This window comes from Streptomyces sp. BBFR51 (genome assembly GCF_044591655.1).
Classification (GTDB): domain Bacteria; phylum Actinomycetota; class Actinomycetes; order Streptomycetales; family Streptomycetaceae; genus Streptomyces.
The window spans coordinates 1,314,377-1,327,410 of the sequence record NZ_CP172448.1; the positions used below are offsets into that span (position 1 = coordinate 1,314,377).

Below are 13,034 nucleotides of genomic sequence, written 5' to 3' on the forward strand. Positions count from 1 at the left end.
GATGCCGGTGGCTCTCGAGTGCGGAGAAAAGACATGGCGATCTCCCGACGTACCCTCCTCGGCCTGGCCGCCGGTGTGCCGGTCTCCGCGGCGCTGGCGGCCTGCGGCTCGTCCGGACCCGGCAAGAGCGATGGTGGGGCCACGTACTGGTACCTGAACGGCCAGCCGCAGGAAGGCGTCCGGGCCGGCGCGGTGGACGCGTTCAACAAGGCCCATCCCGACGACCAGATCAAAGACACCACCTTCCAGAACGACGCGTACAAGACGAAGATCAAGACCGCCATAGGCGCCGGGCAGGCGCCCACCATCATCTGGGGATGGGGCGGCGGGACGCTGCGCACCTACGCGGAAGCAGACCAGGTCGAGGACCTCACCTCGTGGTTCGACGAACACTCCGAGGTCAAGAAGGCGCTGTTTCCGGCCTCATTCGGCGCGGCGACCGTCGACGGCAAGATCTACGCGATGCCGTGTGAGACCGTGCAGCCGATCATCCTCTACTACAACAAGAAGGTCTTCGACCAGGTCGGCGTGAAGCCACCGGAGTCCTGGGACGACATCATGGCGCTGGTGCCCAGGTTCAACGCCAAGGGCATAGCTCCGTTCTCCCTCGGTGGCCAGTCCCGGTGGACGAACATGATGTGGCTGGAGTTCCTGTTCGACCGCATCGGCGGTCCCGAGGTGTTCCAGGCCGTCATCGAGGGCGAGAAGAACGCGTGGTCCAACCCGGACGCCATCACCGCGCTGACCAAGGTGCAGGAACTGGTCAAGGCCGACGGGTTCATTAAGGGTTTCTCCTCCATCACCGCGGACTCCAACGCCGACCAGGCGCTGCTGTACACCGGCAGGGCCGCGATGATGCTGCACGGCGCATGGTCGTACGGCATCCAGCAGACCGACGGCGGGGACTTCGTCTCCGGCGGCGGGCTGGGCTACATGAACTTCCCGCCCGTCGACGGCGGCAAGGGTGATCCGAGCAACGCGGTCGGCAACCCCGCCCAGTACCTGTCCATCTCCTCGAAGGCCACCGCCGAGGAGAAGAAGATCGCCAAAGACTTCTTCGCGACCGGTGTCCTCCAGGATGCCGAGGTGAAGGCCTGGATCGACAACGGGTCGGTTCCGGTCCGGCTGGGCACGGAAAAGCTGCTCGCCGCCTCCAAGAGCGCCGACTTCCTCCAGGTCAATTACGGCATCGCCAGCAAAGCCGAGACGTTCGTTCAGTCCTGGGACCAGGCGCTCAGCCCCACGGCCGCCGAGACCCTGCTGGACAACATCGTCAAGTTGTTCCAACTCTCCGTCTCACCCCAGCAGTTCGCCGACAACCTCAACGCGGTCATCGGCAAATGAGCTCACTCACCGGCCGTCCGCCGCGTCGCCCACCGCGCAGCATCCTGCCGTGGCTGGCGGCACCGGCACTGGTGGTCTTCGTCGGCTTCGCCGTGATTCCACTCGTCGGTGTCTTCGCGCTGAGCTTCACCACCTGGGACGGAATCGGCACGATCCACCAGTCGGGGCTGACCAGTTGGCGTGCGGTGCTCACCGACCCCGGGCTGCCGCACGCCCTCTGGGTGACGTTCATGGTGATGGCCGTGTCCTGGGCCGTTCAGACACCGCTGAGTATTCTGCTCGGCACGTTCCTGGCGGGCCGGCAGCGCTACCGTGCGGTGCTGGGCGTGGTGTACTTCGTACCCCTGATGCTCAGCTCCGCTGCCATCGCGATCGCGTACAAGGCCCTGCTGGACCCCAACTTCGGGCTCGGGGCCGGGCTGAAGCTTCAACTGCTCAGCCAGGACTGGCTGGGGCGGCCCGGGCTCGCGTTCGGCATCGTCGTCTTCGTCGTCTCCTGGCAGTTCATCCCGTTCCACTCCCTGATCTACCAGGGTGGCGTCCAGCAGATTCCGAAATCCCTCTACGAAGCAGCCCAGTTGGACGGGGCCGGACGGATCCGGCAGTTCTTCAGCATCACGCTGCCGCAGCTGAGATACACCATCATCACCTCGTCCACGCTGATGGTGGTCGGGTCGCTGACCTTCTTCGACCTCATCTTCGTCCTGACCGAGGGCGGTCCCGGCGACGCCACCCGGGTCCTCGCACTGGACATGTACAAGCGGGGATTCCAGGCCAGCCTGATGGGACCGGCCAGCGTCATCGCGGTCATCCTGGTCCTGGTGGGTCTTGCCCTCGCCCTGCTGCTGCGCCGGCTCGGAGGCCGGGACGCCGGCGCGAGCCAACTCGAGGGAGCCTGAGGTGACCACCACGCCGCCCGAGGCGCGACGACCGCACAGGACCGGCCAACACGAGCGGCAACGCCGCTCCCCCCAAGCGGCGCGCCGCCGCAACTGGGTCGGCGGCCTGGCCGGATGGTTGTGGCTCGTCGTAGTGGCCGTACCCCTGTACTGGACCCTCATCACCAGCCTCAAGGCCCAGAGCCGCTACTACGCGAGCAACCCACTGGTGCCTTCGGCCGACCCGACACTGGACAACTACCGGCTGGTCATCGAGTCCGACTTCCTTCGCTACTTCGTGAACAGCGTCGCGGTCACCGCCGGCGCCGTGGTGCCGGCGGTCGTGTTCTCCTTCATGGCGGCTTACGCGATCGTCCGAGGCCGGCGCATGCGGGTCCTCCGCGCGATGAACGGGCTGTTCCTCATGGGTCTGGCCATCCCGCTGCAGGCAACGGTGATCCCCGTCTACCTGATCATCATCAAACTGCATTTGTACGACAGTCTGCTGGCGCTGATCCTCCCGTCGATCGCCTTCGCCATCCCTCTGTCGGTGCTGGTGCTCGCCAACTTCATCCGCGACGTGCCCAAAGAACTGTTCGACTCGATGCGGGTCGACGGCGCCACCGAATGGACGACGCTGTGGCGGCTGGCGGCACCGCTGACCCGACCGGCCATCCTCACGGTGACCATCTTCAACGCACTGACCATCTGGAACGGATTCCTGTTGCCACTGGTGCTCACTCAGAGCCCGGAGCGCCGGACCCTGCCGCTCGCGCTGTGGACCTTCCAGGGCCAGTACGGGGTCAACGTCCCCGCCGTCCTCGCCGCCGTCGTCCTCACCACACTGCCCGTCCTGATCCTGTACGCGTTCGGTCGCCGCCAGCTGTTGAGCGGTCTGACCGCCGGATTCAGCCGTTGATCGACGCCGACGCCGACGGCGGAGCCCTGCTTGCCGGGCCTCACCGCGCCCTGGGAGGAAAATGAACGCCGAAGTGGCCGAAGAGAAGACCCCGACAGTCCCCCTCTGGAACGACCCCGCCGTTTCCGTCGCCGCGAGAGTCGATGCCCTGATCGAAGCGATGACCCCCGAGGAGAAGATCGCCCAGCTGTACGGAGTCTGGGTGGGTGCCTCCGCTCAGGGCGGTGAAGTGGCCCCGCATCAGCACGACATGGAGGAGGCGGTCGACCTCGACGCACTCCTGCCCACCGGCCTCGGCCAACTCACCCGGCCCTTCGGCACCGCCCCGGTCGACCCCGCCCTGGGTGCGCTCTCCCTCATGCGCACGCAGGCCCGGATCGCCGCCGAGAACCGCTTCGGCATTCCGGCCCTCGCGCATGAGGAGTGCCTGGCCGGTTTCGCCGCCTGGGGGGCGACCGCCTATCCGGTCCCGCTGTCCTGGGGCGCCACCTTCGATCCGGACCTGGTCCGGCGGATGGCTGCCGCCATCGGCCGTGACATGCGGTCCGTCGGCGTCCACCAGGGACTCGCGCCCGTCCTGGACGTGGTGCGCGATGCCCGCTGGGGCCGGGTCGAGGAAACCATCGGCGAGGACCCGTACCTCGTCGGCACCATCGCAACGGCCTACGTGAAGGGTCTCGAGTCGGCCGGGATCGTCGCCACCCTCAAGCACTTCGTCGGCTACTCGGCCTCCCGCGCCGGACGCAACCTGGCCCCCTCCTCCGTCGGCCCGCGCGAACGCGCCGACGTCCTGCTGCCCCCCTTCGAGATGGCGATCCGCGAGGGCGGCGCCAGGTCGGTGATGCACGCCTACACCGACACCGACGGCATCCCCTCCGCGGCCGACGAGGACCTGCTCACCGGACTGCTGCGCGACACGTGGGGCTTCGACGGAACCGTCGTCGCCGACTACTTCGGCATCGCGTTCCTGAAGACCCTGCACGGCATCGCCGCCGACTGGGCCGGCGCCGCCGGGGCCGCACTGCGGGCGGGCGTCGACATCGAACTGCCCACCGTCAAGACGTTCGGGCCGCCCCTCGCCGAAGCCGTCGCCGACGGCCGTGTCCCGGAGGGCTTGGTCGACCGGGCGCTGCGCCGGGTACTCACCCAGAAGGCGATGCTCGGACTGCTCGACCCGGACTGGAACCCCATGCCCTCCGCGCTGCAGGACAGCGACCCGGGCGACCCGGACGCCCTGCGCGGCCGGATCGACCTGGACGGCCCCGCCAACCGGGAACTGGCCCGCACGGTCGCCGAGGAAGCGGTCGTGCTGCTCAGCAACGACGGCACCCTCCCCCTCGACAGGCCCCGCCGCATCGCCCTGATCGGCCCCAACGCCGACGAACCCACCGCCGTACTGGGCTGCTACTCCTTCCCCCAGCACATCGGCGTCCGACACCCCGAAACCCCGCACGGCATCGAGTTGCCCACCCTGCGCGACACCCTCGCCACCGAGTTCCCCGACGCCGAGATCACGGTCGCTCGCGGCACCGGCATCGACGACGGGGATCTCACCGGTCTCCCCGAGGCCACACGGGTTGCGGGCGCGGCCGACGTCGCCCTGGTGGTGCTCGGGGACCGCGCCGGGCTCTTCGGGCGCGGCACCAGCGGAGAGGGGTGCGACGTCGAGTCGCTGGCGCTGCCCGGCGCGCAGCAGCAGCTGCTCGACACGCTCCTCGACCTGGAGACACCTGTGGTCACCGTGCTCCTCGCGGGACGACCGTACGCCGTCGGCCGCGCTGTGGAGGAGTCCGCCGCTATCGTGCAGTCGTTCTTCCCCGGCGAGGAGGGCGCTCACGCGATCGCCGGGGTGCTCAGCGGCCGTATCAACCCCTCCGGACGTCTTCCGGTCAGCGTGCCGCGCGGGCCGGGCTCCCAACCGGCCACCTACCTCGGGGCGCGGCTCGCTCACGTCGGCGAGGTGTCCAACATCGACCCGACACCCGCGTTCGCCTTCGGTCACGGCCTGTCCTACACGCGGTTCGACTGGACCGACCTGACCGTGGATGTCCGGGAGGCGCCCACGGACGGCGAGTTCACCCTTACCTTCACCGTCCGCAACACAGGCGGACGGTCCGGAACCGAGGTCGTCCAGCTCTATGTGCACGACCCGGTCGCCTCCGTCGTCCAGCCGGTGCAGCGCCTCGTCGGCTACGCCCGCGTCGAACTGCAGCCGGGCGAGGCCCGGCGCCTGCGTGCCACGGTCCCGGCCGACCTCGCCTCGTTCACCGGACGCGACGGGCGGCGTGTGGTCGAACCGGGCGGGTTGGAGCTGCGGTTGGCCGCCTCCAGCGCGGATCCGCGCCTGACCGCCAGGGTCACGTTGACCGGAGCCGAACGCCACGTGGACCACACGCGGCGCCTGCACTCCGTGGTCGGGCAGGAGCCGGTCTCCCGGTCGTGAAGCGGGCGGGCCGTCCCGGCGGCCGGTTGTGGTGCTGCGGCGCCGGGGGCCCTGCACACCGGGCGAGTTCAGGTGCAGCACCCTGGCGGTGTCACGGCCGGTGTCTCACAGCACGCCGCGCCGGGCGAGGTTGCGCGTCAGCGCTCGTACGCCGAATGTCCACGGCGCGGCCTGCTCGCTGGGGACGACCGTGTTGACCAGTGCGCCGAGTCGCGGGCTGGAGATCCGCACGACGTCGCCGTACTCGTGGGTGAAGCCCGCGCCGGGTGCCTGTCGGTCCTCGGTGGGGGCGAACAGCGTTCCCGTGAACAGCACGAAGCCGTCCGGATACTGATGGTGCGGACCGTGCGTGGCGGCCACCAGGTCCAGTACGTCGCGGCTGATCTCGCGCATGGAGCTGCTGCCATGCAGTACGTAGCCGTCCGTGCCGTCGATCCGCAGGCCGACGTCGAGCCCGCGTACGGTGTCGAGGTCGAAGCCGTCGTCGAACAGGCGGATGAACGGGCCGATCGCGCAGGAGGCGTTGTTGTCCTTCGCGCGGGCCAGCAGCAGGGCGCTGCGTCCCTCGATGTCGCGGAGATTGACGTCGTTGCCGAGCGTCGCGCCGCGTACGCGGCCGCGTGAGTCCACGACGAGGACGACCTCGGGCTCGGGGTTGTTCCACACGGAGGTGCCGAGCACTCCGATGTCGGCTCCGGGGCCGACCGCGGACAGTACCGGGGCCTTGGTGAACACTTCCGGGTCCGGCCCGATTCCGACCTCGAGGTACTGCGACCACAGTCCTTCGGCGACGAGCAGTTCCTTGGCCTTGTCCGCCTCGGGCGATCCGGGACGGATGCCGTCGAGCGCGCCGCCCACCAGCTGCCCGACGCGGGCCCGCACCCGCGCGGCCTGCGCGGGGTCGCCGCCCGTGCGCTCCTCGATGACGCGTTCCAACAGGCTCCGGGCGAAGGTGACTCCGGCGGCCTTGATCACCTGTAGGTCGACGGGGGCGAGCAGATGGGGAACGTCACGGCGCCCGGTCGGTGCTTCGAGCAGTTCGTCCAGGTGCCAGGTCCGTCCTCCGTCGGCCTCGCGGACGACTGCCGCCGCGTCGTCGCGCTCCATGAGGTCGCAGACGGTGGGAACGATGGACGTCAGGTCGACGACATGCTCGCCGCGAACCGCGGCCACACACGGCCCGTCGCATTCCGGGGCATGCACGCGTGCGACGAGGGCGGCACGGTCGGCGTCCTCCGGCAGGACGGAGCCGGTGGTGAGGACCGGACGAGGGTTCGCTGCTGCCGGTTCCACGATCGGTGCTCTCCCGGGTTCGAGGGCGTGCGGTGACTTCTGGGGCGGACTCAGTGGGAGTCGCGCGGAACCTCGTGTCCACGGGTTCCGCGCAGGAACCCGAAGTCGGCGCCCTGGTCGGCCTGTTCCACGTTCTGCGTGTACAGCCAGGTGTAGCCGCTGTCGTACCGCTCGGCGGGTGCCCTCCACGCCTGCCGGCGTCGGGAGAGCTCGGCGTCGTCCACGTCGAGGCGCAGAGTGCGGTTCGGGACGTCGAGGACGACGGGGTCCCCGTCGTGCACCAGGGCGAGGGGGCCGCCGACGGCGGCCTCGGGCGCCACGTGCAGGACCACCGTCCCGTACCCGGTGCCACTCATCCGGCCGTCGCAGACGCGCACCATGTCCTTGACGCCGGCCTTCAGCAGCTTGGCGGGAAGCGGGACGTTGGAGACCTCGGGCATGCCGGGGTAGCCCTTGGGGCCGGCGTTGCGGATGACGACGACGGTGTTCTCGTCGATGTCGAGTTCCGGGTCGTCGGCCACCTCGTGGTAGGCCTCCGGGGAGTCGAAGACGCGCGCGGGGCCGCGGTGGGTGAGCAGGTGCGGTGACGCGGCGGACTGCTTGATCACGGCGCCGTCGGGGCACAGGTTGCCGCGCAGGACGGCGATCCCGGTGCCGGCCGGCTGGAAGGGGGCGTCGAGGCGGGTGATGACGTCGGAGTCGAGGCGTTCTGTGTTCCCGGTGGTCTCGGTGTTCTCGGCGACGGTGCGTCCGGTGACCGTGATCTGGTCGCCGTGCAGCAGCTCGCCGCCGAGCAGCTCGGCCAGGACGGCGGGCAGGCCGCCCGCGTAGCAGAAGTCCTCCATGAGGTACTTGCCGCTGGGCATCAGGTTGACCAGCGTCGGCACCTCTCGGGCCAGCTCGTCGAAGTCCGGCAGGCTCAACTCGACGCCGACGCGACCGGCGAGGGCGGTGAGGTGGATGACGGCGTTCGTGGAGCCGCCGATGGCCGCGTTGACCCGGACGGCGTTCTCGAACGCCTCCCGGGTCAGGATCCGCGAGGGGCGCAGCTCTTCCTCCACCATGCCTACGACGCGCTGCCCGGCCGCCTGCGCGGTCTCCATCCGCCGGGAGTCGACCGCGGGCCAGGCCGCCGAGCCCGGCAACTGCATGCCGAGCGCCTCGGCCATGCAGGCCATCGTCGAGGCGGTCCCCATGGTCATGCAGTGCCCGTTGGAGCGGGCCATGCAGCCTTCCGCGAAGAAGCACTCCTCCTCGGTCATCCGGCCGGTCTTCAGGTCTTCCTCGAACTTCCACACGTGGGTGCCGGATCCCACGTCCTGGCCCCGGTACTTGCCGTTGAGCATCGGTCCGCCGGTGACCATGACGGCGGGCAGGTCGACGCTGGCGGCGCCCATGAGCATGGCGGGGGTCGTCTTGTCGCAGCCGGACAGCAGCACGACACCGTCGAGCGGGTTGGCCCGGATCAGCTCCTCGACCTCCATGGCCATCAGGTTGCGGTACAGCATGGCGGTGGGGCGCATCAGGGTCTCGCCGGTGGCCATGGTGGGGAACTGCAGTGGCAGGCCGCCCGCCTGCCACACGCCGCGCTTGACGGCTTCGGCGACGCGGGTGAGATGGGCATTGCACGGGGCGAGTTCGGAGGCACTGGTCGCGATGCCGATGACAGGACGCCCGTCGAACACCTCGTGCCCGAACCCCTGGTTGCGCATCCAGGAGCGGTACAGCATCCCGCTGCGGCCCTGTGCGCCGAACCAGGCCTGGCTGCGTCGGCTCGTCTTCCGACCGTCGGTCATGCGGTCACTCCCGTGGCTGTGGCGTCGTCCGCTTCGCGATGGGGCGTTTTCGGGTGCGGACCCGCAGGTCGTACCCTGGTGACACAATCATTAAATGATTCGATGAATGGCGTCCAGGGGGCGAACAGAGATCGTGGTGCACTTCCTGACCATGCACCAGCGCGTGGTCGACGAACTCGGGCAGCGCATCGTGGGTGGCGCCTGGGAGCCGGGGGACGCGTTGCCGGTCGAGGACATGCTCGCGGCCGAGATCGGCGTCAGCCGGGGGGTGTTGCGGGAAGCGGTCAAGGCGCTGGTGGCCAAGGGGATGCTGCACGTACGCCCGCGCACCGGCACGCGCGTGCTGCCCCCGGAGCACTGGAACCACCTGGACCGTGACGTACTGCGCTGGAAACAGGCCCGGGACGCCACGGCCCTGCTGCGCGACACGGGTGAACTGCGCCGGATCGTCGAGCCCGAGGCGGCCCGACTCGCCGCCGACCGGGCCGGGCCCGACGACGTACGCGTCCTGTACGACTCACTGGCGGCCATGGAGGCCGCGGCGGCGACACCCGGCCGCAGCGGCTACGTCGAGGCCGACATCGCCTTCCACCGGGCCCTGCTCGACGCCAGCGGCAACCGTCTCCTCGGCTCACTGGGCCGCGCTGTGGACATCGCACTGGAACACAGCTTCCTGGTCAGCACGCGGACCCCCGGCGCGGTGGAGGCCTCGTTGCCCGGTCACCGTGCCGTCGTGCAAGCCGTCGAGGCCCGCGACCCCGCGGCCGCGGCAGCCGCCGTACTGTCCATCATCGAAGCCGCCGAACAAGAAATCACCCGGTCACCCGGAATGCCGAGCGCCACCCCGGGCGATGCCGTATGACCGGGTATCCGTCTCACGCGCCCAGGACTTCGGTGTTCTGGCAGGCGTGCAGCAGCCAGCGTCCGTCGTCCTGCTTGGTCATGACGTACAGCGGGGCGCCCTCCGTGTCGCCCTCCGCCGAGTGGTAGACCTGCCGGACCTTGACCGCCGCCACGTCGGGCCGCAGGAACTGCGTGTGCACCACCTCGTAGGTGACCTCGCCGTCGAAGACGGCGTTGGGCAGCACCTCGCGGGTGAACGCGCCGATCGCGTCGAGGCCCACAAGGACCTTGCCGTGGGCGGTCGTCCACAGCGCGTCGGGGTGGAAGAGGGCGAGGAATCCCTCGGCGTCCCTGGCACGCTGGGTGCGTTCGACGGTGGCCACGACGCGTTCCAGGGCCCTGAGGTCGGCGGCGTCGGCAGCGGCCTGCCGGGGTGAGTCGTCGGTGTTCACGGGTGAGGCATCGGCCTCGTTGGGTGAGCCCTTTGTGTTCATGCGGATCACCGTGACACCTCAAGCGCGCTTGACGTCAAGGACCGAGGGCCACGGCGGGGGCCGGACGGGCGGGGCGGCCCAGACGGACCGGGACTCCGGGTGAGTACAGGACGCTGACCGGGGCGTCCGTCGGGGCCGGTAGCCCGGCCCCCACGACCAGGTCCTCGTCGCACGAGATGAGCTCGGCCCGGTGCAGGGGCCAGCGGGGATGGTGGTTGGGGAGGTACGCCGCCCCGCCGAAGAACATGTTGTGCATGCCCCAGCGGGCGGTGAGGAAGTGCTCCAGGCCGGTGGGCTCGTGGATGGGTTCACCGGTCCGCAGGGTGATGCGGCTGTAGGCGCCGCGCGGGCCGGGCCAGCGACGGGAGCTGGTGTAGGTCACCGTGTCGCCGCTGGAGCGGACGGTCATGCGGGACCACAGGTAGGGCAGCCGGAAGCCGACCCGCCCCATCACCACCGGTATCAGCCGCGAGGCGTCCATCGACCGGAAGACGACGCCGCGTCGCCCGTGCGCGTCCACGCTGTACAGGCGCACGTTGGTCTCGGGGAACGAGCCGAAGTACGGGATCCCGGGCAGCCGGAACCATCCCACCCGGTGCATTCGAAAGGCGACGAGCCCGACGTACGTCAGCCCCTCGTGGGTGTCGGGAACGGTGCCGCGCGGCATCAGCCCCGCGACGGCCGCGGGCTCGACGGCCCAGTGGATGAAGGCAAGGTCGAGCCACTCCTGGGTGAGAAGCGGCATCCGTATCGCCGCGGGGGCGTCGGGGGTGACGGCGCTGGGCTGGTGCACGGCGCAAGAATGGCAGACCGGCGGGGCCGGAGGCGTGCGGGGTACGTCGATGCGAGGAGGATCACGGCGGGTGACGGACGGGACATGAGGTCCGGTCGGGGCGGCCGGGATTGACCCTCGACCTGGTCGAGGGCACAGGGTTTTGGACGTGGAGAGCGAGATGCACAGCATTGGGGAGACGGCCCGCGCCAGCGGACTGGGCGTGAGCGCCCTGCGGTTCTACGACCGTGCCGGTGTACTGGTCCCCGCCCGGGTCGATCCGGTGAGCGGCTACCGCTGGTACGCCCCGGAGCAGGTCGACGAGGCCAGGCTGCTGGCCCGGCTGCGGCGGGCCGGCATGCCTTTGGCGGACATCCGGCTGGTGCTCGCCGGCTGGTCCGGCGCGGACACCGACCTCGTGCGAGGGCTTCTTCAGGCGCACCTGCGCCGTCTCGAACTGGGGCTGGCCGGGGCCCGCAGCGAGGTCTCCGCACTCCGAGCGCTACTCGATCACAGGGAGAATCCCATGACCGCTTCGCCGCGTACCGCCGCCGTCCGACTGTCCCTCCACGCCCCCGAACTGGCGGCCGCGCTCGGCGCGGTCCGCTTCGCCGCCGGCGGCGACCCCGAGCTGCCGATGCTCGGCGGGGTCCTGTTCGACGTCGAGGGCGACGCGCTCCACGTCGTGGCCACCGACCGGTACCGGATGGCCGTCGCGCGCATGACTGCCGCCGGACACGGTGGACCGCGTGAACAGGTCATCGTGCCCGCCCCGCTCGCCGACGCGATGCGCGCGCTGCTGAGCGACGACGGGCCGGCCCGCTTCACCGTGGAGGGTGACCGCGTGACGCTGGAGGCAGGAGAGCGCCAGGCGTCCGGGCAGCGCCTGGCATACGACTTCCCCGACTACCGCCGCCTCGTCCGGCTTCCGTCCGGGCGGCGGGCCGTCGTCGATGTGCCCGCCTTCCGGGAGGAGTTGGAGTCCGGTCCGGTTCGCGTGGGTGAGCCGGTCCGGCAGGACGGCACCGCGCAGGACGTCAGCGTGCTCCGGGTGGCCGACGACGGCTCGGTGACGGTCTGCGGGGACGGCGAGGCCGGCGAGGACGACGCCGGCGACGTCGGCGTCGGCGTCGACCGCGGGTTCCTGCTGGACGCGCTCGCCGCAGCGGACCGGGACCGGCTGGTCCTGGAGTTCGGCGCACCCACGGCACCGCTCGCGATCCGCCGGACGGACGACGAGGGGACGTTCTCGCTGCTCATGCCGGTCCGCCTGGACGACTGACGGCGAGCCGCCCGCCCTCCCCCACCGCCCTGTCCCCAGGGCCCACGGCATTGTCAGTGGGCTCGCCTAGAGTCGTCAGCACTTGATCACTGCGGTGCGGGGAGGCACTCATGGGGTGGGTGACGGCCGGGGACTACGAGGTCGCCCTGGACGACGGGAAGGTGGTGTGCCGCAACGCCGCCGGACGGCGGCTGAAGTCGGTGCCGGCCAAGCTCGCGGACGATCCCGCGGTGGTGGGACTGCGGCAGCTCGCCGAGTGGCTGGAGCGGCACGAACGCCAGTGCCTGACCGACGTGGAGCGGTGGATGGTGCGGTCACTGCCCGTGCCGCTCGACGTTCTCACCCGGGTGTGGCCCGACCCGGCCTGGCGGTCCGCCCTGCGCGACCTCGTGGTCACCGGCGCCGACGGCGAGGTCGCGGGCTTCCTGCGGGACGCGGACCCCGAGCGGGGCCTCGGCCTCGTCGACCTCGACGGGGACACGGTGCGCATCGCCCCCGACCTCGTCCGTCTCCCGCACCCCGTGCTCCTCGAGGACCTGGAGGAGCTGCGGGAGTTCGCCGTCGAGCTCGGCGTCGAACAGCGGGCCCAGCAGCTCTTCCGCGAGGTGTGGCACCGCCCCGCCGCACTCGACGCCGAGGCCACCTCGGTCGACGAGTACGCCGGTGGCGTCTTCAAGGAACTGCGCTTCCTGCACGGGCGGGTCACCCAGCTCGGCCACCGTGTGCGTGGCGGATACGCCGTCTGCTCCGCGTGGGAGGACGGCCGGGGCGTGGAAGCCCGTGTCTGGGTCGGCGACTACGACGGATACGAGGAGACGGAGACCGGTTCCCTGATGTGGACCGACGCCGCCGGGCAGGTGCTGAGGCTGGGCCGGATCGGGCCGGTGGCCTGGTCGGAGGGCATGCGCATGGCTGCCGCGCTGTACGCCGGTCGCGACATCGAGGACGAGGAGCGGGCCGCGTGAGCGCC

11 protein-coding genes are annotated in these 13,034 nt (G+C 70.5%); 7 read left to right on the forward strand and 4 right to left on the reverse strand.

Features of this window, described 5'->3' with window-relative positions; translation table 11 throughout:
* Positions 1-33: 33 nt before the first annotated feature.
* From ACGH7X_RS05850 to ACGH7X_RS05865, 4 genes are all read left to right on the forward strand, one after another.
* Positions 34-1,344 carry an extracellular solute-binding protein gene (locus ACGH7X_RS05850; protein ID WP_399882300.1) on the forward strand — a complete coding sequence of 437 codons (1,311 nt, stop codon included), beginning with the start codon at positions 34-36 and terminating at the stop codon, positions 1,342-1,344.
* The gene (locus ACGH7X_RS05855; protein ID WP_399882302.1) at positions 1,341-2,243 is read left to right on the forward strand and encodes a carbohydrate ABC transporter permease; all 903 of its coding nucleotides are present in this window, start codon (positions 1,341-1,343) and stop codon (positions 2,241-2,243) included. The genes ACGH7X_RS05850 and ACGH7X_RS05855 overlap by 4 nt, the downstream gene beginning before the upstream one ends.
* A gap of 1 nt (position 2,244) precedes the next feature.
* On the forward strand, positions 2,245-3,141 hold the full coding sequence (locus ACGH7X_RS05860) for a carbohydrate ABC transporter permease (protein WP_399882304.1): 897 nt from the start codon (positions 2,245-2,247) through the stop codon (positions 3,139-3,141).
* 61 nt (positions 3,142-3,202) lie between these two features.
* Positions 3,203-5,584, forward strand: coding sequence for a beta-glucosidase (locus tag ACGH7X_RS05865; protein WP_399882306.1), 2,382 nt, complete (start codon positions 3,203-3,205; stop codon positions 5,582-5,584).
* Positions 5,585-5,689: 105 nt separating this feature from the next.
* Here ACGH7X_RS05865 and ACGH7X_RS05870 read toward each other — a convergent pair whose 3' ends face one another.
* Together ACGH7X_RS05870 and ACGH7X_RS05875 are read right to left on the reverse strand one after the other, a co-directional pair.
* Positions 5,690-6,877 carry a fumarylacetoacetate hydrolase family protein gene (locus tag ACGH7X_RS05870; RefSeq protein ID WP_399882308.1) on the reverse strand — a complete coding sequence of 396 codons (1,188 nt, stop codon included), beginning with the start codon at positions 6,875-6,877 and terminating at the stop codon, positions 5,690-5,692.
* A 50-nt stretch (positions 6,878-6,927) separates the two neighbouring features.
* Positions 6,928-8,673: an IlvD/Edd family dehydratase gene (locus tag ACGH7X_RS05875; protein ID WP_399882310.1), complete on the reverse strand. Its 1,746-nt coding sequence runs from the start codon at positions 8,671-8,673 to the stop codon at positions 6,928-6,930.
* 106 nt (positions 8,674-8,779) lie between these two features.
* On the opposite strand from ACGH7X_RS05875, the gene ACGH7X_RS05880 reads away from it, so the two are divergent.
* A complete protein-coding gene (locus tag ACGH7X_RS05880; protein WP_399882312.1) occupies positions 8,780-9,535 on the forward strand; it encodes a FadR/GntR family transcriptional regulator in 756 nt (251 codons plus the stop codon).
* 13 nt (positions 9,536-9,548) lie between these two features.
* On the opposite strand, the gene ACGH7X_RS05885 is transcribed toward ACGH7X_RS05880, so the two are convergent.
* A complete protein-coding gene (locus ACGH7X_RS05885; RefSeq protein ID WP_399882314.1) occupies positions 9,549-10,019 on the reverse strand; it encodes an SgcJ/EcaC family oxidoreductase in 471 nt (156 codons plus the stop codon).
* Positions 10,020-10,044: 25 nt separating this feature from the next.
* On the reverse strand, positions 10,045-10,803 hold the full coding sequence (locus tag ACGH7X_RS05890; RefSeq protein WP_399882316.1) for a YqjF family protein: 759 nt from the start codon (positions 10,801-10,803) through the stop codon (positions 10,045-10,047).
* 160 nt (positions 10,804-10,963) lie between these two features.
* On the opposite strand from ACGH7X_RS05890, the gene ACGH7X_RS05895 reads away from it, so the two are divergent.
* Both ACGH7X_RS05895 and ACGH7X_RS05900 read left to right on the forward strand, forming a co-directional pair.
* Positions 10,964-12,064 carry a MerR family transcriptional regulator gene (locus tag ACGH7X_RS05895; RefSeq protein ID WP_399882318.1) on the forward strand — a complete coding sequence of 367 codons (1,101 nt, stop codon included), beginning with the start codon at positions 10,964-10,966 and terminating at the stop codon, positions 12,062-12,064.
* Positions 12,065-12,174: 110 nt separating this feature from the next.
* Positions 12,175-13,029: a DUF4132 domain-containing protein gene (locus tag ACGH7X_RS05900; protein ID WP_399882320.1), complete on the forward strand. Its 855-nt coding sequence runs from the start codon at positions 12,175-12,177 to the stop codon at positions 13,027-13,029.
* Positions 13,030-13,034 lie beyond the last annotated feature (5 nt).

Excerpts from the sequence above, each read along its gene's own strand:
- ACGH7X_RS05850 (WP_399882300.1), top strand. The coding sequence starts at position 34 with ATGGCGATCTCCCGACGTACCCTCCTCGGCCTGGCCGCCGGTGTGCCG.
- ACGH7X_RS05880 (WP_399882312.1), top strand. The coding sequence starts at position 8,780 with ATGGCGTCCAGGGGGCGAACAGAGATCGTGGTGCACTTCCTGACCATG.
- ACGH7X_RS05900 (WP_399882320.1), top strand. The coding sequence starts at position 12,175 with ATGGGGTGGGTGACGGCCGGGGACTACGAGGTCGCCCTGGACGACGGG.
- ACGH7X_RS05855 (WP_399882302.1), top strand. The coding sequence starts at position 1,341 with ATGAGCTCACTCACCGGCCGTCCGCCGCGTCGCCCACCGCGCAGCATC.
- ACGH7X_RS05895 (WP_399882318.1), top strand. The coding sequence starts at position 10,964 with ATGCACAGCATTGGGGAGACGGCCCGCGCCAGCGGACTGGGCGTGAGC.
- ACGH7X_RS05865 (WP_399882306.1), top strand. The coding sequence starts at position 3,203 with ATGAACGCCGAAGTGGCCGAAGAGAAGACCCCGACAGTCCCCCTCTGG.
- ACGH7X_RS05875 (WP_399882310.1), bottom strand. The coding sequence starts at position 8,673 with ATGACCGACGGTCGGAAGACGAGCCGACGCAGCCAGGCCTGGTTCGGC.